This window comes from Sulfitobacter aquimarinus, from assembly GCF_040149565.1.
Taxonomy (GTDB): domain Bacteria; phylum Pseudomonadota; class Alphaproteobacteria; order Rhodobacterales; family Rhodobacteraceae; genus Sulfitobacter; species Sulfitobacter aquimarinus.
Window position 1 is genome coordinate 1 of sequence record NZ_JBEFLO010000010.1, and the last position, 19,177, is coordinate 19,177.

Here is a 19,177-nt window from a genome sequence, read left to right on the forward strand (position 1 = left end):
AACGCCTATCCGACTTACGGCGATGACAGCACCTATGAGGAAGGCGCGCCCACCGATGGCAAATTCTTCCTGCGCGCTGAGCGCAACGGCAGCCACGTCATGTGGGGCAACTACAAAGCAACCGTGGACGGCGGATACTACCTGCGCAACACCCGCACGCTGTACGGGGCGCAAGGCGTCTACCGCAGCCCGCAAACCACGACACGCGGGCAATCGCGTCTCTCGCTTGAGGCTTATGCCGCCAACCCCGACAACCTGCCGGGCCGCGAGAGTTTCCTTGGCACGGGCGGGTCGGTCTATTTCCTGCAACGGCAGGATATCTCGGTCGACTCCGAAAGCCTGCGCATTGATGTGCGTGACCGTGACACGGGCCGCGTGGTCGAGACACGGACACTGACGCCGGGCCGCGATTACCGCATCAATTATCTCCAAGGCACGATCATACTGTCCGAACCACTGACGGGCTCTGCGTCCTCCGGCAATGTGGTCAGCGAGGCAGGCGGCGAATACGATGTGCTGCTGGTTGCGAACTACGAATACACGCCCGTCGCGGGTGACGTGGACGGCTACAGCTATGGCGGCCGCGCAGAGGCATGGTTGAGCGATAACCTGCGTCTGGGCTATACTGGCATCGTCGAGCAGACGGATGTGGCCGACCAAACCGCGCAATCCGTTGACCTGCTATGGGAACTGTCCGAGCGTAGCTATCTTGAACTGGAATATGCCCAGACCGAAGGGCCGGGCTTTGGCTCTAGCTTCTCGAACGATGGCGGCTTGATCGTGCAAAGCGACCCGACTGCGGGCGTGACGGACGGCACCGGCGATGCCTTTGCCCTGCGTGCGCAGGTCGATCTGCAAGAAGCGGGCTTGCGCCTGCCTGGTACGATCTCGGCCTACTACGAGACCCGCGATGCGGGCTTTTCGACGCTGGATTACGAGACGCGCACAGATGAAGAGCTCTGGGGTGTCTCCGTCGATATCGACGCAAGCGAGCGTGTCGGCTATCGCTTCTACTTTGACAGTTTCGAGGACGACGATGGCCGTGTGAAGCGTGAGGGCGGGGCCGAGCTGTCCTACCTTCTGTCGCAGCGCGTGAAGCTGGAATTCGGGATCGAGCATCTCGAGCGGTTTACTCCCGCAGGGGACGCGGATGAAAATGGCCGCCGCACCGATGTCGGGGTGCGCGCCACCTTTACCGAAAGCGATGACTTCGCGTGGTATCTGTTTGGTCAGGGCACCGTTGACCGCTCTGGCGGGTTGGAGCGCAACAACCGCATCGGCGCGGGCCTGCGCTACCGCTTTTCCGAGCAATGGGGATTTGAGGGCGAAATCTCTGACGGGAACCTTGGCGCGGCGGGTGCGGCCTTGCTGACCTATAACCGCAACGAAACGGACAACGTTTACCTCGGCTACCGGCTTGATCCGGGTCGCGAGTTCTCGGGCACTGATCTGGTAGGTCGTGATCGCGGGCAATATGTGGCGGGCGGACGCCGCGCCATGAGCGATAGCGTCGATGTCTACGGCGAAAATACCTATGATCTGTTTGGCCGCCACAAATCGCTGACCAGCACTTATGGCGTCGAATACCGCACAACCGAACAATTGACCCTTTTGGGCAGCTATGAATACGGCCAGATCCGTGACGATGTGAACGGTGACTTTGATCGCAAGGCGCTGTCGCTGGGTGCCCGTTACGAGGACCCAGAAGGCCTGTCATGGCGCGCCCGCGCCGAATTCCGCCGCGACCGTGGCGAGACGTCCGGCACCAACCGCGACAGTGATGCCTTCCTGTTCGTAGGCTCGGGTCGCTACAAGATCGACGAGAGCCAGCGCCTTGTCTTCTCGCTTGATTATGCGGATACGCAGACCGACAACACGTCGCTTCAGACGGGTGAATATGTGGACGCACAAATCGGCTATGCCTTGCGCCCTGTCGATAACGACCGCCTGAACATCCTGTTCAAATACCGCTTCTTGAAGGATTCACTGGGCGAACAGCTCGACAGCTCGACCGAGCGGGGGCCGCGCCAGACCAGCCATGTGTTGTCGCTGGATGCGGATTATGACGTCAACCAACTGTGGACGATTGGCGGCAAGATCGGTGGCCGCTGGGGTGAATCCTCGCCCGATGATACGATCCCGCTGACCGACAATGACGCTTATTTGGCGGTAGTGAATGCACGCTATCACCTGACCCACAAGTGGGACCTGCTGCTCGAAGGGCGCTATCTGGAAGCCTCTGATGCAGGCATTTCCGAGTTCGGCGTGTTGGGCGCGGCCTACCGTCATATCGGCAACAACGTGAAACTGGGCGTGGGCTATAACACGGGCAGCTTCTCGGATGATCTGACGGATCTGACCTATGACGACGAAGGTGTCTTCATCAACCTGATCGCCAAATTCTAAATCACCAGGTCCTCGGCATAGATGTCGAGGACCCATTGCGGCAGATGGGGCAGGGCGAATTTGAGCGTGCCCACCTCGAACGAGAGCATCCGTTCCGGCGGCTTGTTGAGCGCGGAGTTGTCAAAGACGTGGCCGACGTCGCTTTGCAATATCGCTTGCCGGATCAGCGGGCCGCTGCGCGTGTACCGCGCTCTGATCTTCTCTTCGGGGACGGGATGCCCGCCTTCAGTCACGCGGGCCCCGACGCGGGCAACCGATAGGTCTGGATGCGCCACGCTGATGTGAAAGGTCATCACGCGGTAGCCAAGGGATTTCGCGTGGCCGATAATGTCGAGCTTTGACGGGTGCGAAAAAACCGTCTCGGTGGCAAAGCTCGCCCGCGCGGCTATCATCGCGGCACGCCTGTCGGCGGCAATACGGGCGGCGGTGTAGGCCGCGCTTGCATCATCTGTTTGCAACTCGTCGCGCTGGATCAGGTCGGCGTTGATAAACGGCACATCCAGCTTGGGCGCGATGCGCGTGGCGAACAGCGTCGACTTGCCCGAGCCGTTGGGCCCCGCCAGCATTACGAGTGTCGGACGCGGGGCAGGGGGCATCAGGGGGCGGTGGCCTCTTGGGTTACGATCTCGCCTTGGTCATTCAGACCAACGCCGCGCCCCAATTGGCGGCGATTGGCATAGAACGCCTTTTCTTGTGCAGTGGGTTCGGTCATGTCATCGGCAAACTGCGTGAACCAGACTTCCTGTTCCTCAGCGCCAAGCGCGTCTGGCGAGCGGGTGCCCGCGAGGGCTGCGTTAATGTGGCGATAGTCAAAGGCGTCCGACTTTTCGATCGCGCGGCCGATGTTGATCCAATGGGTAATCTGCCCCGCGACAGAGCGGCTTTGCAAGCCCGATTCGGCCCGTACAACAGCCATCACATCATCCGCCAGCTTCACTGATTGCGCCATTTCATCCTCCGTCTTTAAGGGGGGGTGGCAAAATGCCACCTTATACATATAGGTATTTCAAAGCCTCTTGTCCAGTTCACGGACGAAGCCACTTAGGCGCAGATTTGACTCAATAGGTTGGTAAAGGCCCGTGTGGCCACGGCGGGTACTTCTTCGGCGCGGCTCATGATGCCGACTGCGCCGCGTGTGGGGCCCATATCCAGCGCAAGGGGTTTGAGCCTGCCTTGGGCGATATCCTCGGCGACGACACCGTGACTGGTGATCCAGACAGTGCCCGCTTCCTGCAACGTGACTGTGCGCCCGAACGCGGATGAGGCTGTCTCGATCCGGTTGCGAAACAGGGGCACGCCTTTGGCAATCAGCAGGCGGGCGACCAAAGGCCTGATGGCGCTGTCTTGCGGTGGATAGAGCACGCGAACCTGCGCCAGATCGGCAGGGTCGGTGATAGACAGGGCAGGGCTGTCGGGGCGGGCGACCACCACAACTTCTTCGGTATAAAGCTGCTGAAAGCTGAGGCCCACCATCGTGTCAGGCTTGCCCAACCGTCCGACCACCAGATCAAGCCCGCCACTGCGCAAACGGCGGGTCAGATCGTGGTGCGTGCCTTCGTAGATCTCGACCATTGTGTCGGGGTTGCGGTCACCAAACGCCAGCGCCGCGCGGGGCAGCAGGGCAGAGGCCACACTGGGCAGTGCCCCCAGCCGCAACTTGCCCGCCGCCGCATCCGTGGCCCGCAGGCTTTGCAATCCGTGGCGCAGGGCGGCGGTGCTTTGTTCGGCAAATTGCAAGAACACCTCGCCTTCGGGGGTAAGGGTCACGCCCGCACGGCTGCGCTGCATAAGCGAGACACCAAGGATGCCTTCCAGCTCTTTGAGGGTTTTGGAAATCGCGGGCTGTGTCAGGTGCAATTCAGTCGCGGCTGTTTTGAAACTGCCCGCACGGGCGATGGCGCTGAAGGCGTCCAGGTGACGAAACTTGATCCTGCGGTCCAAATGGTTTCCTTTTTGGGCAAGTATATGGCGCGATATGTTATTTTCAATGTCTATAAATACATGAGAGAAAGAAGGCCGAGCGACGGGAGATCCATATGAAGACGCAAGTAGCCATCATTGGCGGGGGGCCATCGGGCCTGTTGCTCGCGCAGTTGTTGCACACACGCGGGATCGAGAGCGTCGTGCTGGAGCGCAAGACCAAGGATTATGTTCTGGGCCGCATCCGTGCGGGGGTGCTGGAGCAAGGTCTGGTCAAGCTGATGGAGGAGGCGGGCTGTGCCACGCGGCTGCATGCAGAAGGGATCGTGCATGACGGCACGCTGATCTCTTACGGGGACGAGATGTTTCGCGTCGATTTCACCGAGCATACTGGCACGCCCGTCATCGTCTACGGCCAGACCGAAGTGACCCGTGACCTCTATGCTGCGCGGGAAGCGGCGGGGGGCAGGATCGAATTCAACGTCGAGGATGTGGTGATTGAGGGCGCAGACACCGACGCGCCCAACATTACCTACACCGTCGCGGGGCAGGCTCGCAGGCTGGCGTGTGATTTCGTGGCTGGGTGTGATGGTTTCCACGGGGTCAGCCGACAGACGATCCCGCAGGACGTGCGCCGCGAATATGAAAAGGTCTATCCCTTCGGTTGGCTCGGCATCCTGTCCGAAACCCCGCCCGTGAACCACGAATTGATCTATGCCAATTCGCCCCGCGGTTTCGCGCTATGCTCGATGCGCAACGAGAACCTGAGCCGCTATTACATCCAGTGCGCGCTCTCGGACAAGCCGGAGGACTGGAGCGACGAGGCCTTCTGGGAGGAGCTAAAGCGCCGTATCCCTGCCGATCAGGCCAAGACGCTTATCACTGGTCCAAGCATCGAGAAATCCATCGCCCCGCTGCGCTCATTCGTGACCGAGCCGATGCGCTGGGGTCGGTTGTTTCTATGTGGGGATGCCGCGCATATCGTGCCGCCGACGGGAGCCAAGGGGCTGAACACAGCCGCCTCTGACGTGCATTACCTCTATAATGGTTTTCGGGATTTCTACGAAAACGACAGCACGGATGGCATCGACAGCTATTCGCAAAAAGCGCTGGCCCGTGTCTGGAAGGCCGAGAGGTTCAGCTGGTGGTTCTCATCCCTGATGCATTCATACCCCGACCAGTCCGAATTTGATCAAAAGATGCAATTGGCCGAGGTCGAATTCCTGCGCTCGAACAAAGCGGCGCAGCAGGCGATGGCGGAAAATTATGTGGGGCTGCCCTATTAGGGGCCGCGATAGGAGATCGGATATGACCGAGCGTTTTACAAAAGGCATGGCGACCCGCCGTGCGGTTCTGGGCGATGCCCATGTTGACCGCGCCGAGGCGGCAAAAACGGAATTTGACCAGCCGTTCCAAACCATGATCACCGAAGGGGCATGGGGGACGCTGTGGGCCGACGACACGATCAGCCATCGCGAGCGGTCGATGCTGACCTTGTCATTGCTGGCGGCGACAGGCAATTCTGACGAAATCCCGATGCACATCCGCGCCACGGCCAATACAGGCGCCAGCCCGCAGGACGTGCTTCAGGCCTTTATGCATGTCGCCGTTTATGCGGGCGTGCCAAAAGCCAACCATGCGATTAAGCTGGCCAAACAAACCTATGCAGAGATGGGGATCGAGATATGAATGACGCGCCAAAGGGCGGCTACATCCCGCGGGACCGCACCTGGCAACCCGACGCGCTGACGCCCCCCTACAAGACCAGCGTGCGGCGGTCCCCGCAATCGGCGCTACTGTCTTTTCCAACCACGCTTAGCGAGGAGACATCGCCCGTATTCGGACACAACCTGATCGGCGCGCTGGATAACGATTTGATCCACAACTACGCGGCGGAGGGGCAAAGCGCGATTGGCCCGCGCATCATCGTGCATGGCCGTGTGCTGGACGAAAACGGGCGCGGTGTGCCGGGGGCATTGCTGGAATTCTGGCAGGCCAATGCAGGCGGGCGCTACCGCCACAAGAAAGAGTCCTATCTGGCCCCGCTGGACCCGAACTTTGGCGGTTGCGGGCGCACGATCACCGATGCCGAAGGGCGCTATGAGCTGCGTACAATCCAGCCTGGCCCCTATCCGTGGCCCAACGGGATGAACGACTGGCGGCCCGCACATATCCACTTTTCCATCTTTGGCCACGGCTTTGCGCAGCGCCTGATCACCCAGATGTATTTCGAAGGCGATCCGCATATCAAACTGTGCCCCATTGTCGGCATCCTCAAAACCCAAGAGGCGGTTGATGCGCTGACTGCACCGCTGGACATGAACCGCACGGTGCCGATGGACAGCCGTGCGTTCAAGTTCGACATCGTGCTGCGCGGGCAACGCCAGACTTATTTCGAGAACCGCAAGGAGGGGCTGTGAACATGACGCAGAAACTGGATTATCTACGGGAAAGCCCCAGCCAGACAGCGGGGCCATACGTCCACATCGGCTGCACGCCCAATTTCACGGGCATCGACATTTATGGCGGTGATCTGGGCGCCGCGATGAAGACTGGTCCCGTGCAAGGCACCGAGATCACGATCAAGGGCTGCGTTTATGACGGCACTGGCACCCCGCTGCGTGATGCAATGATCGAAGTCTGGCAAGCGGACGCGGCGGGGCTGTTCAACTCTGCTAACGAGACGCGGGGAAAGGCCGATCCGAACTTTACCGGATGGGGCCGATCCGCAGGCGATATGGAGACGGGCGCGTTCACCTTCGAGACAGTCAAACCAGGTGCCGTGCCATTCCCCGACGGCCGCCTGCAAGCGCCGCATATCACCGCATGGGTCGTTGCACGCGGCATCAATGTCGGCCTGCATACCCGCATCTATTTCGAGGACGAGCCGCAGGCCAATGCCGCCGACCCGATCCTTAGCCGGATCGAGCATCAGAACCGCGTGCCGACCCTTTTGGCGAAGAAGCAAAGCGACGGGACCTACCTTTTCGACATCCATCTGCAAGGACCGCGAGAGACGATCTTTTTCGACATCTAAGCGTCGATTGAGTGGGCCAAGGCGGCAAGGTCAGGCTTGGGGAACAGGGCCAATAGCGCAACCATTTGCGCACGGCACGCAGGCCCGCGCCAATTGTCGGGAAAGACGAAATCGGGCAAGTCGGGCGTTTTCAAAATGATGCGACGCCATGTATGGACCAGCAAAATCCGCAGGGTTGCCTGTTCTAACGGGGCAAGGGTGCCGTGCCGGGAAAGTCGGTCTTGCAGGGCGGTGAGGGTCTTGTGAAAAGCGGCCGCAGCCTCACGCGTTTGCGGGCTGCAAACCCCGGCTTTCATCCAATCGGGAAGCGGTGTGCCTGCATCCAGCAGTGTCGCAAAACGATCAGGGTGTTGGGGCAACTGCGATGTGATCTGTGTGTTCGCGTTCAACCATACGCCCGCGGTTTCGTCTTGCTGCGTGGGGCGCGCAGGGTCACACAGAACCAGCCACGCAGAGCCCGCGGTGGCGCAGGGCGCATATATGCGCGGAGAGGCGGCAGCGCTTTGGGCGCGACCCCAGTCGGTGAGCGAATAGCTGCTGGTTCGGCCTGTGCGCTGGTTCTGGGTCCAGCCGTCTTTGCGCAAGCGGTGCAGGGCGACGCGCATGGCCTCGGGTTTGATGCCGATCAATTCGGAAATATGGCGCAGCATCTGCCCGCTGATTTGCGCGCCGTCCTCTTGGGCCAACTCGCCGAATACGGTCACAAGGAGCGACCAGACCGGTGGGGTCTGGCCATCCGTCAGCTGGGTGACGATGGCGGAGAATGATGCGCTGCTCATGCGCTAATCTTACGGGCAGGGCGTTCGGTTTCCAAGTCTCAGGATGAATAGGCGTTCATGGTCAACAGCTCGTATTCGGCGACGTGTTCGTCGTTCTGATTGGCCAGCGTGACATGCCAGCGGACCTCGCCGTAGTCGGTGTTGCGCGGGGTTTTATGCTTTACCGTCAGGCGGACCTTGATGCTGTCGCCCGCCTCGACGGGTTTCATAAAGCGCAGATTGTCGAGACCGGTGTTGGCCAGAACAGGGCCTTCGTTAGGCTCTACAAACAAACCCGCAGCAAAGCTGAGCAGCAGGTAGCCGTGGGCGACGCGCCCGGGGAAGAAGGGGTTCCGTTTGGCCGCCGCGTCATCCATATGCGCATAGAATGTATCGCCGGTGAATTCGGCGAAATGCTCAATATCTTCCAACGTGACGGTGCGCGGTGCCGTGTGCAGCGTTTCGCCGATGTCGACTTCGTCAAAGTGACGGGTGAAAGGGTGCGCGGGGGCGGGTTTTTCGGTCGCGTTCGGCACCCACTTGCTGCCGATGGCTGTCAGGATGTCGGGGCTGCCTTGGATGGCGGTGCGCTGCATGTAATGCATAACGCCGCGAATGCCGCCCAGCTCCTCGCCGCCGCCTGCGCGGCCTGGGCCACCGTGGACCATATGCGGCATGGGGGCGCCGTGGCCTGTGGCCCCTTTCATGCTGTCGCGGTTGTTGAAATAGAGCCGCCCGTGAAACGCCCCCGCCCCCAGCGCAACCTGTCGCGCCACATCGCCGTCATGGGTAATGACAGACGCCACCAGCGAACCGCCCCCCTTGTTCGCCAGCGCAATCGCATGACCCAGATCGCCGTAGCCCATGATGGTCGAGACGGGGCCGAAGGCTTCGGTGTCATGTACGCGGGTGGCGCTGTCGGGGTCGGCACAGTGGAATACCATGGGCGGTAGAAATGCGCCTTTGTCAGCGTCCGCGCCTTCTGCGTGGAAATTGTCGGGGTCACCGATCACGCGGGTCGCCTCGGACCCGATCAGCGCGGCTTTGGCCAGCACGTCGCGCTTTTGCGCGTTTGAGACCAGTGCGCCCATGCCCGTGCCCTCGGCCCTTGGGTCGCCGATCACGGTCTTTCCGATCCGCTGGCCAAGCGCGTCGATGACGGCTTCGACATGCTGCGCGGGGGCAAGGATGCGGCGGATGGCAGTGCATTTCTGCCCCGCCTTTGTCGTCATCTCGCGGTGGACCTCTTTGATGAACAGGTCAAACTCCGGCGTGTCGGGCGTGGCATCCGGCCCCAGCACAGAGGCGTTCAGGCTGTCTTGCTCCGCCACAAAACGGATGGAGTTGCGCAGGATATTCTCGGTCGAGCGGAGCTTGAACGCCGTCTCGGCAGAGCCGGTAAAGCTGACCACATCCTGACAGGTGAGGCGGTCCAGCATGTCGCCCACCCCGCCCGAGACAAGCTGCAATGCGCCAGGTGGCAAACTGCCACTGTCGAGCATGATGCGCACGGCAAGCTCGGTCACATAACAGGTCGCGGTGGCGGGTTTCACGATTGCAGGCACACCAGCCAGCAGGGTAGGGGCGAGCTTTTCCAGCATCCCCCAGACGGGAAAGTTAAAGGCGTTGATATGCACGGCCACACCCTGCAACGGGGTCGCGATGTGTTGGCCAAGGAAGGTGCCATCGCGGGCCAATTGCTCGACCTCGCCATCAAGGTAGACATGGGCGTCGGGCATCTCGCGGCGACCTTTGGAGGCGTAGACGAACATCGTCCCGATGCCGCCGTCGATGTCGAAAAGATGGTCCGCTTGCGTGGCCCCCGTGGCAAATGACAGATCATACAGCGCTTGTTTGTGGCTCGTCAGCGCGGCCGCCAAGGCTTTGAGCATCCGCGCACGGTCATGAAACGTCAGCGCCCGCAGGGCAGGGCCGCCGACATTTCGGGCATGGTCCAGCATCTCTTGCACATCCAGCGCACGGTTGCCCGCCCGCCCCATCGGCGCGCCCGTGACGGCATTTTCGATCATGCGGGCGTCTGTGTCGGGGGCAATCCAGCGCCCTGCGGCAAAGCTTTGAACGTCGAGCAGGGTCATCTTTGTATCCTTTTGCAAGGGCGGGAAGGGTGCCAGTTATTAATTGACCAACCGGTCGGTCTATGCAAGTTTATTCTGAATTTACCCGTCCCGTACCCCAGCAACAGGCCACCACCATGACCCCTCAGGACCGTGCGACCAAATCATCGGAGGCCCTTTGGCAGGGCGATCATGCCGCCCGTTGGCTGGGCATAACGGTTGTTTCGGTGGGCGAGGGGACATCGGTGCTGAGCCTCAAGGTCGAGCCGCATCACTGCAACGGCCACGGGATGTGCCATGGCGGGATCACCTTTGCGTTGGCGGACACTGCCTTTGCCTATGCCTGCAACAGCCGCAATCAGGCGACGGTGGCGCAGCACAACACCATCAGCTTTATCGCGCCGGGTCAGGTCGGCGATGTGCTGACCGCCACTGCGCACGAAGTCTCGCTCACGGGGCGCAGCGGCATCTATGACATCCGCGTCACCAATCAGGATGGGACCGTCATCGCCGAGATGCGGGGCATGTCCCGCGCCATCAAAGGCCCGCTTTTCCCCGAATAAACACTCTGTGTCACGCCAAAGGACTCGCTCATGAAAGACCTCAGCCCCAAGCCTTCTGATCTGGACCCGATCGAGATCGCCAGCCGCGACGAGATCGAGGCGCTGCAACTGGAGCGGATGAAGTGGTCCGTGCGCCACGCTTATGACAACGTCGCGATGTATAAGGCGCGGTTTGACGACGCGGGCGTGCATCCCGATGACCTGAAAGAGCTAAAGGATCTGGCAAAGTTTCCCTTCACCCACAAAAACGATCTGCGCGATAACTACCCCTTTGGTATGTCGGCGGTGCCGCGTGGGCAGATGGCGCGTATCCATGCGTCTTCGGGCACGACGGGCAAGGCGACTGTGGTTGTCTACACCAAGAAGGATATCGACATCTGGGCCGATACGCTGGCGCGTAGCTTGCGGGCGTCTGGCCTGCGGGCGGGCGATATGGTGCATAACGCCTATGGCTACGGGCTGTTCACGGGCGGCTTGGGCGCGCATTACGGGATTGAGAAGTTGGGCGCGAGCGTGGTGCCCATGGGCGGCGGGCAGACCGAAAAACAGGTGGGGCTAATCACCGATTTCCAACCCGACGGCATCATGGTCACGCCGTCCTATATGCTCAACATTCTTGAGGAGTTCGAACGGGCGGGTATTGATCCGCGCACCTCGTCTCTCAACGTCGGTATCTTTGGCGCAGAGCCTTGGACCAACGCCATGCGCGCGCAGGTCGAGGACGCATTCGACATGCACGCTGTCGACATATACGGGCTGAGCGAGATCATGGGCCCCGGCGTCGCGAATGAATGTGTCGAGACGAAAGACGGGCTGCATGTCTGGGAGGATCACTACTACCCCGAGATCATCAACCCCGTGACCGGCGAAGTCGTCGCGGATGGCGAGGAAGGGGAGCTGGTCTTTACCACGCTCACCAAAGAGGGGATGCCGATGATCCGCTACCGCACCCGAGACCTGACGCGGCTTTTGCCTGGTACGGCACGCAGCATGCGGCGGATGGAAAAGATCACAGGACGGTCGGATGACATGATCATCCTGCGCGGCGTGAATGTTTTCCCGACCCAGATCGAAGAGCAGTTGTTGGCGACAGACGGCCTTGCGCCGTACTTCCAGATCGAGCTGTTCAAATCGGGCCATATGGACGCCATGCGCGTGATAACCGAGGCCGCGCCAAATGCTGCCGATGAGCCATCCAAAGCGGTAGCGGCACAGGCATTGACCAAACGGATCAAGGATATGGTCGGCGTCTCGACCGAGGTCGTCGTCGGCGCGCCCGGGACGGCGGCGCGGTCGCAGGGCAAAGCGGTGCGGGTGATTGATAACCGCACCAAAGCCTAGCCGTGGCACGCCCTATCGCAAAGGACCACGACGCCAAGCGCGTGCATATCCTGAAAACCGCCGCCCGCGTTTTCGCGCAGACGGGGTTTGCGCGCGCGTCCATGTCTCAGGTCGCCCGCGATTGCGGAGTCTCGAAGGCGAATATCTACCACTATTACGACAGCAAGGACGCGCTGTTGTTCGATATTCTGGACACCTATCTGCTGGCGCTGCGCGACCGCATCCTGCTGCTTCCCTTGGGCGGAATGACCCCTGATGCGCAGTTGCGTGCTATCGTGGCCGAGACGCTGCACGCCTATGATGGTATGGACGACGAACATAAAATCCAGACCGAAGGCCTGCCATTGTTACCGCCTGCGCAGCAGGCAATCCTGAAGGGCTATCAGCGCGATATGGTCGCACGGTTCAGCGATGTGATCGCGGCCAACGCGCCCGGGGTTTTCGCCCACGATCCCCAAAAGCTGCGGGCCACGGTGATGTCGGTCTTTGGCATGCTCAACTGGTTTTATATGTGGAACAACGCCGCAGATGACGCGGCGCGAGCCGAGTATGCCGAGCTGGTCACCCGCCTTACCCTATCGGGGGTTGCGGGGCTGTAGCTGTTTAGTGCTGATCGTAGTCGACCACAACGCGATCACTGATCGGGAAGGACTGGCACGACAGCACAAAGCCTTGGGCGACTTCGTAGTCCTCCAACGCGTGGTTCGCGACCATCTCGACCTCGCCCTCCAACACTTTGCATTTGCAGGTCGAACAGACGCCCGCCTTGCAGGCGTAAGGCGCATCCAGCGCATTGGACAATGCCGCGTCCAGAATGGTTTGATCCTTGTCCATGGTGAAACTGCGTGCGGCCCCGTCCATGGTGATAGTGGCCTCGGTTGATTTTGTGGCCGCGGCATCGCCCGCTGCTGTGGCCTTGCGCTTCAGGCGGCCCGGTTGGGCGCTGGCAAACAGCTCGAACTTGATCTGGTCATCGGTCAGCCCGTGGTCGCGCAAGGCTGCTGCAATGGCCAGCATCATCGGCTCTGGCCCGCAGATGAACGCGGTGTCGACGCTGGTGATGTCGATCCAATTCGCGAAAAGTGCGGCACATTTTGCGCCGTCGATGCGGCCCGTGAACAGGTCGATGTCCTGTGCGTCCGACTCCAGTATATGGATCACCGTCAGGCGCTGCATATACTGGTTCTTCAGGTCCTCCAGCTCTTCGCGGAACATGATCGTGTTCACACCGCGGTTGGCATAGACCAGCGTGAAGGTGCTGGCAGGTTCCCGCATCAGAACGGTTTTCAGGATCGAGAGTACAGGCGTCACACCAGAGCCGCCCGCAAAGCCCAGATAGTTCTTGCCTACGTCAGGCGTGATCGGCGTGTGAAAATTGCCCGCAGGGGGCATCGCCTCCAGCGTCATACCCGCCGTCAGATGCTCATTGGCCCAGGTCGAGAACGCGCCGCCTTCGACACGTTTTATGCCAACCTGCAAAATGCCATCATCCTTGCCCGCACAGATCGAATACGACCGCCTGACCTCGGTTCCGTCAAATTTCTGTCGAAAGGTCAGGTACTGCCCTTGGATGAAATCAAAGTCACCGCCATTCGCAGGCTGTAAGCTCACCACCACCGCGTCGCGGATGGTTTTGCGCACGTCTGTTACGGTCAATTCATGAAAGCGGGCCATCACTCAGACCTCCCCTAGATACATTTGAAATAGTCGAACGGCTCAAGACAATCCTTGCACTGCCATTGCGCCTTGCACGGGGTTGAGCCGAACTGGCTGATCCGCACAACATGGGTGGAGGTGCAGCACGGGCACTGTTCGGGCCCCCCTGCGGCGCGGGGTGGGGCGATGCCGTATTCCATCAGCTTGGCGCCGGCGTCTTCATTCAGCCAGTCGGATGTCCACGGCGGGCTAAGCTGGTTTTTGATGCGCACCTTTTCAAGGCCGCGCTTATGCAAGGCGGTCTCGATGTCCAAGGCAATCACCGAGGTCGCGGGGCACCCTGAATAGGTCGGAGTTACCGCAACCTCGACCGTGTCACCGTCCCACGCGACCCCGCGCACAATGCCCAAATCCACAACCGAGATCACAGGGATCTCGGGGTCGGGCACATCTGCCAGCCACGCCCAAACCTGATCGACGCTGGGCTGCATGTTACCAGCTTGCACCCGGATAGGCGCGTTGCAGCCATTGCATCTGCGTAATCATATGCCCCAAATGTTCCGAGTGTTGCTTGCCCGATTTGCCGCCCTTATGGGCGAAGTCGCTGTCGGGGATGCGCAGGGTGGCTTGACCCATAACATCGGCAAGGTGCGCGTCGAAAGCGGCGCGCAAGCTGGTCAGATCGGGCGCGATGCCCGCCTGCGCCATGGCGGTATCCACAGCATCGGGCACAAACAGCTCACCCACGTAGGGCCACAACAGATCAAGCGCGTTTTGCATCCGCTGGTGGCTCTCGTCAGTGCCGTCGCCCAGACTGATCACAGTGTCGCCAGACCGCTCGACGTGGTATTGCACTTCTTTGATCGCTTTGGCGGCAATCTCGGCCACGCGCGGCTCGGACGATTTTGTCAGTTCGGTCAGCATCCCCAGATGCCAGACGTCGAACAGGAACTGGCGCATCATGGTCTGGCCGAAATCGCCATTCGGCTGTTCGGTCAGCAGACAATTGCGGAAATCCCAAACATCACGCAGCATCGCCAGATCGTCGGCACTGCGGCCCGCGCCTTCGACTTCGGCGGCAAGGCCCAGCCACATCTGCGTCTGGCCAATGAGGTCCAGCGCGGTGTTGGCCAGTGCGATGTCTTCCTCCAGCACAGGCGCATGACCGCACCATTCGCTGACGCGGTGGCCCAGCACCAGCGTGTTGTCCCCCATCCGGCAGAGGAATTCGAAATAGGCCGCTTGATCGCGCATCACATCGCGCCCACTGCGTCGGGGATGTCAAAGAACGTGGGGTGGCGGTAGACTTTGGATTCCGATGGCTCGTACATCGGCCCTTTGTCCGAGGGCGAGGAGGCCGCAATATGCCGCGCCTCGACGACCCAGATGCTCACGCCTTCGTTGCGGCGGGTATAGACATCACGGGCGTTCTTGATCGCCATTTCCTCGTCAGGGGCGTGCAAGCTGCCGACGTGGCGATGGCTCATCCCGTGTTGGCCACGGATAAAGACCTCCCAAAGAGGCCATTCGGTGCGGGAAGGGGCGTTCATTGTGCAGCTACCTTTGCGATGCGACGTTTTTCGGCGTGGGCTAGCATGCCATCGCGGACCCATTTGCCGTCGTCCCATGCCTTGTTGCGCGCCGCGAGACGTTCCGCGTTGCACGGGCCATTGCCGCGCAGCACGTCGAAAAATTCGTCCCAGTCAGGCTCGGCAAAGTCGTAACCGCCCTTTTCTTCGTTCCATGCCAGTGTTTCATCCGGCACGGTCAGGCCAAGGTATTCGGCCTGTGGCACGGTCTGGTCCACGAACTTTTGACGCAACTCGTCGTTGGTGTTCATCTTGATCCTCCACTTCATCGATTGCTCTGAGTGGGTGCTTTCGGCGTCCGACGGGCCGAACATCATCAGCGACGGGAACCACAGACGGTTGAGCGCGTCTTGGGCCATTTTCTTTTGCGCAGGGGTGCCCTTCGCCATCTTCATCATGATGTCGTAACCTTGGCGCTGGTGGAAAGATTCCTCTTTGCAGATGCGCACCATGGCGCGGGCATAGGGGCCGTAGGACGTGCGTTGCAGCGGCACCTGGTTCATGATCGCGGCGCCGTCCACAAGCCAGCCAACTGCGCCCATATCGGCCCATGTCAGCGTGGGGTAGTTGAAGATCGACGAATACTTCATCCGCCCGTCCAACAGCATCTCCGTCAGCTCGTCGCGGCTCACGCCCAGCGTTTCCGCCCCGCAATAAAGGTAGAGGCCATGGCCTGCCTCGTCCTGCACTTTGGCCAGTAGGATCGCTTTGCGCTCCAGTGTAGGCGCGCGGGTGATCCAGTTGCCTTCGGGCAATTGGCCCACGATTTCAGAGTGCGCGTGCTGGCCCATCTGGCGGATCAGCGTTTTGCGATAGCCCTCGGGCATCCATTCCTTCGGCTCGATCTTTTCGCCCGCGTCAATGCGGGCCTGAAAGGCCGCCAGCTTTTCGGGATCATCCCGCGTTGCTTCGGATTTCACCATTTGGGCGTACATAACGGTCTCCTCAAAAAAGGGTCTTAGATACGTTCGATAATCATCGCAGAGCCTTGGCCCACGCCCACACACATGGTGCAAAGCGCATAGCGCCCGCCCGTGCGTTTGAGTTGGTGTGCCGCCGTCAGGACCAGACGTGCGCCCGACATGCCCAGCGGGTGCCCCATGGCAATCGCGCCGCCTTGGGGGTTCACGCGGGGGTCGTCATCGGCCACGCCCAGCTCACGCAGGGTGGCGATGCCTTGGGCGGCGAAAGCCTCGTTCAGCTCGATTATGTCCATCTGGTCAATGGTCAGGCCCGCCCGCTCCAGCACCTTTTGGCTGGCAGGAACGGGGCCGATGCCCATGATGCGGGGGGCAACACCTGCGGATGACATGCCGATGATGCGGGCCATTGGTGTGAGGCCGTGTTGTTTGGCGGCAGCCTCTGACGCGATGAGCAGGGCGGCAGCGCCGTCGTTCACGCCGCTGGCATTGCCTGCGGTCACGGTCAGATCGGGGCCGTTGACGCCCTTAAGTTTTGCCAGTCTTGCCGCGTCCGTTCCGGAGCGGGGGTGTTCATCGGTGTCAAAGGTGATCGGATCGCCTTTGCGCTGGGGGATTTCAACTGAGCAGAGCTCATCCGCGAAATGTCCTGCGGCATGGGCCGCGGCCCAGTTGGCCTGAGACCGGGCGGCCATCGCGTCCTGCGCATCGCGGTCGACGTTGTAATCGGCGGCGACGTTATCGGCGGTCTGCGGCATGGAATCGACGCCGTATTGCGCCTCCATCTTGGGGTTGATGAAACGCCAGCCGATGGTGGTGTCATAGACCGCATTGGCGCGGGTAAAGGCGCTGGTCGCTTTGGGCATCACAAAGGGGGCGCGGCTCATGCTCTCGACGCCGCCTGCGATTGTCAGGTCGTAATCGCCCGCTTTGATCCCGCGTGCGGCAAAACCCACGGCGTCCATGCCACTGGCGCACAGACGGTTGATTGTGGCGCCGGGAACATCCTGAGGCAGACCAGCAAGAAGGGCGGCCATGCGAGCCACGTTGCGGTTGTCTTCACCTGCCTGATTGGCAGAACCGTAGACGACTTCGTCTACTTTCGCCCAATCAACACTTGGATTGCGCGACATCAAGGCGGCGATCGGAAGGGCCGCAAGGTCATCGGTACGCACTGATGACAACGATCCACCATAACGGCCAATGGGTGTGCGGACACCATCACAAATCAAAGCTTCCACGACACTCTCCCTACTGTGAAAATACTATTTTCACAGGGTGTACGTGACGGAGCGGATTTTTTCAATAATTAAGTTACGAAAATTTTCAAACCCCCAACATCAAGTAACATGTTGGCGCAACCGTTTGATGCAACCGCCGTGCTGAAGATGCGCCTTATTGAAAGATCGCCGCGAACTGCTCACGGAGTGATTTCTTTTGAACTTTGCCCATTGTGTTGCGCGGCAGTTCGGGCAGAACGACCAGTTTCTGCGGCTGCTTAAAACGGGCCAAGGAATTCGAGAGGCTCGCCTTGATGTGGTCCAGATCCAGATCCGCCTCAGGCTTTGCCACCAGAACGCCCACGACGCTTTCCCCGAAATCGGCATGGGGAACCCCGATCACCGCACTTTCCAGCACGCCATCCTGATCATCGAGAAGCAATTCGATCTCTTTGGGATAAATGTTGTACCCGCCCGAGATGATGAGGTCCTTGTTTCGCCCGACAATGCTCACGTATCCGTCTGCATCCATCTGGCCAAGGTCACCGGTGATGAAAAAACCATCACTTCGCAGCTCTTCTGCGGTCTTTTCGGGCATCTGCCAATAGCCCTGGAACACGTTAGGGCCGCGCACTTCGATCTCGCCTATTTCGCCTTGGGGAAGGGTGGCGCCGGTCTTGCTGTCGGTGATCTTCAGCTCGACACCGGGCAGGGGGAGGCCAACAGTCCCTGCGCGCCGCTCTCCCTCATAGGGGTTCGAGGTGTTCATATTGGTTTCGGTCATCCCGTAGCGTTCCAGAATGCGGTGGCCCGTGCGGTCTTCGAACTGAATATGCGTTTCCGCCAAAAGCGGCGCACTGCCAGAGATGAACAGGCGCATGTCTTTGGTTAGTTCTTTGGTAAACCGCGCATCCCCAAGAAGGCGTGTGTAAAAGGTGGGAACCCCCATCATCGTGGTGGCACGGGGCATGTCCGCGATCATCTGGTCCAGATCAAATTTGGGCGCAAAAATCATCTGCCCGCCCGCGAGCAAGGTAATATTGCTGGCCACAAACAGCCCGTGGGTATGAAAGATGGGCAGCGCGTGCAGCAACACATCTTGGGTCGTGAATCTCCATTCATCCACCAGCGTCTGCGCGTTGGACAACAGGTTGCCTTGGCTCAGCATTGCGCCTTTTGAACGGCCTGTTGTGCCGGAAGTATAGAGGAATGCGGCAAGGTCATCGCGACTGCGTGCGACGGTCTCGAACCTTGTGGGCAGCGAGGCCGCCTGTTGCGCGAAGCTGCCGGAGCCGTCCGCGTTCAGTGTTTCCAGAATCGCGCCGCACCGCGCTGCGATTGGCGCCAGATCGCTGCGTTTGCGATCGTCACACAGCACAATACCCGCGCCGCTGTTTTCGACAAAATACGCAATCTCGTCGGCTGTGTATCCAGTGTTCAGCGGCAGAAAAACCAACCCCGATTGCGCACAAGCCGCATAGACGGCCAGCGCTTCGGCGGATTTTTCAATCTGCACGGCAACGCGGTCGCCTGCCCGCAAACCCAGTTGGGTCAGGTAGCCCGCGTATTGCGCTGCGGTTTCCAGAAATCGCGCATAGGTCAGCGTGGTGCCGTCTTGCAGGTGCAGGAAAACAGCATCGCTTTGATCGTGTTGGCCAAACAGGGTGTCATACAGCGGGTTTGTCATTGTTT

At 60.4% G+C, this 19,177-nt stretch carries 20 protein-coding genes; 8 read left to right on the plus strand and 12 right to left on the minus strand.

Going from position 1 to position 19,177, the window contains the following annotated elements; translation table 11 throughout:
* The coding region (locus ABMC88_RS15650; RefSeq protein ID WP_349577822.1) for a hypothetical protein at positions 1 to 2,406 on the plus strand (2,406 nt) is incomplete at its 5' end.
* Here the strand turns inward: ABMC88_RS15650 and ABMC88_RS15655 are convergent.
* The 3 genes from ABMC88_RS15655 to pcaQ all read right to left on the minus strand — a co-directional run bounded on the left by ABMC88_RS15655 (position 2,403) and on the right by pcaQ (position 4,347).
* Positions 2,403 to 3,002 carry an ATPase gene (locus ABMC88_RS15655; protein ID WP_349577823.1) on the minus strand — a complete coding sequence of 200 codons (600 nt, stop codon included), beginning with the start codon at positions 3,000 to 3,002 and terminating at the stop codon, positions 2,403 to 2,405. The two genes, ABMC88_RS15650 and ABMC88_RS15655, sit on opposite strands and share 4 nt — an antisense overlap.
* On the minus strand, positions 3,002 to 3,355 hold the full coding sequence (locus ABMC88_RS15660; protein ID WP_349577824.1) for a TA system antitoxin ParD family protein: 354 nt from the start codon (positions 3,353 to 3,355) through the stop codon (positions 3,002 to 3,004). Before ABMC88_RS15660 ends, ABMC88_RS15655 begins: the two co-directional genes overlap by 1 nt.
* 92 nt (positions 3,356 to 3,447) lie before the next feature.
* Entirely contained in the window at positions 3,448 to 4,347 is a 900-nt protein-coding gene (gene pcaQ / locus ABMC88_RS15665) for a pca operon transcription factor PcaQ (protein WP_349577825.1), read from the minus strand.
* Between the two features lie 95 nt (positions 4,348 to 4,442).
* On the opposite strand from pcaQ, the gene pobA reads away from it, so the two are divergent.
* Genes pobA through pcaG form a run of 4 tightly spaced genes read left to right on the plus strand, consistent with a single transcriptional unit; the run spans position 4,443 to position 7,363 of the window.
* Positions 4,443 to 5,612, plus strand: coding sequence for a 4-hydroxybenzoate 3-monooxygenase (pobA, locus tag ABMC88_RS15670; protein ID WP_349577826.1), 1,170 nt, complete (start codon positions 4,443 to 4,445; stop codon positions 5,610 to 5,612).
* Between the two features lie 22 nt (positions 5,613 to 5,634).
* Positions 5,635 to 6,015, plus strand: a complete 381-nt coding sequence (gene pcaC / locus ABMC88_RS15675; protein ID WP_349577827.1) for a 4-carboxymuconolactone decarboxylase — start codon at positions 5,635 to 5,637, stop codon at positions 6,013 to 6,015.
* On the plus strand, positions 6,012 to 6,746 hold the full coding sequence (pcaH, locus tag ABMC88_RS15680; RefSeq protein WP_349577828.1) for a protocatechuate 3,4-dioxygenase subunit beta: 735 nt from the start codon (positions 6,012 to 6,014) through the stop codon (positions 6,744 to 6,746). Before pcaC ends, pcaH begins: the two co-directional genes overlap by 4 nt.
* Before the next feature lie 2 nt (positions 6,747 to 6,748).
* Positions 6,749 to 7,363 (plus strand): protocatechuate 3,4-dioxygenase subunit alpha, encoded by a 615-nt coding sequence (gene pcaG, locus ABMC88_RS15685; protein WP_349577829.1) that lies wholly within the window; start codon positions 6,749 to 6,751, stop codon positions 7,361 to 7,363.
* On the opposite strand, the gene ABMC88_RS15690 is transcribed toward pcaG, so the two are convergent.
* Both ABMC88_RS15690 and paaZ read right to left on the minus strand, forming a co-directional pair.
* Positions 7,360 to 8,142 (minus strand): PaaX family transcriptional regulator C-terminal domain-containing protein, encoded by a 783-nt coding sequence (locus tag ABMC88_RS15690; protein WP_349577830.1) that lies wholly within the window; start codon positions 8,140 to 8,142, stop codon positions 7,360 to 7,362. The two genes, pcaG and ABMC88_RS15690, sit on opposite strands and share 4 nt — an antisense overlap.
* Before the next feature lie 38 nt (positions 8,143 to 8,180).
* A complete protein-coding gene (gene paaZ / locus ABMC88_RS15695) occupies positions 8,181 to 10,217 on the minus strand; it encodes a phenylacetic acid degradation bifunctional protein PaaZ (RefSeq protein ID WP_349577831.1) in 2,037 nt (678 codons plus the stop codon).
* A 116-nt stretch (positions 10,218 to 10,333) separates the two neighbouring features.
* On the opposite strand from paaZ, the gene paaI reads away from it, so the two are divergent.
* The 3 genes from paaI to ABMC88_RS15710 are packed head-to-tail and all read left to right on the plus strand — an operon-like array spanning position 10,334 to position 12,699.
* A complete protein-coding gene (paaI, locus tag ABMC88_RS15700) occupies positions 10,334 to 10,759 on the plus strand; it encodes a hydroxyphenylacetyl-CoA thioesterase PaaI (RefSeq protein ID WP_349577910.1) in 426 nt (141 codons plus the stop codon).
* A 30-nt stretch (positions 10,760 to 10,789) separates the two neighbouring features.
* A complete protein-coding gene (paaK, locus tag ABMC88_RS15705) occupies positions 10,790 to 12,100 on the plus strand; it encodes a phenylacetate--CoA ligase PaaK (RefSeq protein ID WP_349577832.1) in 1,311 nt (436 codons plus the stop codon).
* Between the two features lie 2 nt (positions 12,101 to 12,102).
* Positions 12,103 to 12,699, plus strand: coding sequence for a TetR/AcrR family transcriptional regulator (locus tag ABMC88_RS15710; RefSeq protein WP_349577833.1), 597 nt, complete (start codon positions 12,103 to 12,105; stop codon positions 12,697 to 12,699).
* Between the two features lie 4 nt (positions 12,700 to 12,703).
* Here ABMC88_RS15710 and ABMC88_RS15715 read toward each other — a convergent pair whose 3' ends face one another.
* From ABMC88_RS15715 to ABMC88_RS15745, 7 genes are all read right to left on the minus strand, one after another.
* Entirely contained in the window at positions 12,704 to 13,774 is a 1,071-nt protein-coding gene (locus ABMC88_RS15715) for a 2Fe-2S iron-sulfur cluster-binding protein (protein ID WP_349577834.1), read from the minus strand.
* A 14-nt stretch (positions 13,775 to 13,788) separates the two neighbouring features.
* Complete coding sequence (gene paaD / locus ABMC88_RS15720) at positions 13,789 to 14,247, minus strand: 1,2-phenylacetyl-CoA epoxidase subunit PaaD (protein WP_349577835.1); 459 nt, start codon at positions 14,245 to 14,247, stop codon at positions 13,789 to 13,791.
* A 1-nt stretch (position 14,248) separates the two neighbouring features.
* Positions 14,249 to 15,010, minus strand: coding sequence for a 1,2-phenylacetyl-CoA epoxidase subunit PaaC (gene paaC / locus ABMC88_RS15725; RefSeq protein WP_349577836.1), 762 nt, complete (start codon positions 15,008 to 15,010; stop codon positions 14,249 to 14,251).
* Positions 15,010 to 15,306, minus strand: coding sequence for a 1,2-phenylacetyl-CoA epoxidase subunit PaaB (paaB, locus tag ABMC88_RS15730; protein WP_349577837.1), 297 nt, complete (start codon positions 15,304 to 15,306; stop codon positions 15,010 to 15,012). The genes paaC and paaB overlap by 1 nt, the downstream gene beginning before the upstream one ends.
* Entirely contained in the window at positions 15,303 to 16,280 is a 978-nt protein-coding gene (gene paaA / locus ABMC88_RS15735) for a 1,2-phenylacetyl-CoA epoxidase subunit PaaA (RefSeq protein ID WP_349577838.1), read from the minus strand. The genes paaB and paaA overlap by 4 nt, the downstream gene beginning before the upstream one ends.
* A gap of 23 nt (positions 16,281 to 16,303) precedes the next feature.
* Positions 16,304 to 17,506 (minus strand): 3-oxoadipyl-CoA thiolase, encoded by a 1,203-nt coding sequence (pcaF, locus tag ABMC88_RS15740; protein ID WP_349577839.1) that lies wholly within the window; start codon positions 17,504 to 17,506, stop codon positions 16,304 to 16,306.
* 154 nt (positions 17,507 to 17,660) lie between these two features.
* Entirely contained in the window at positions 17,661 to 19,172 is a 1,512-nt protein-coding gene (locus ABMC88_RS15745; protein ID WP_349577840.1) for a malonate--CoA ligase, read from the minus strand.
* Positions 19,173 to 19,177 lie beyond the last annotated feature (5 nt).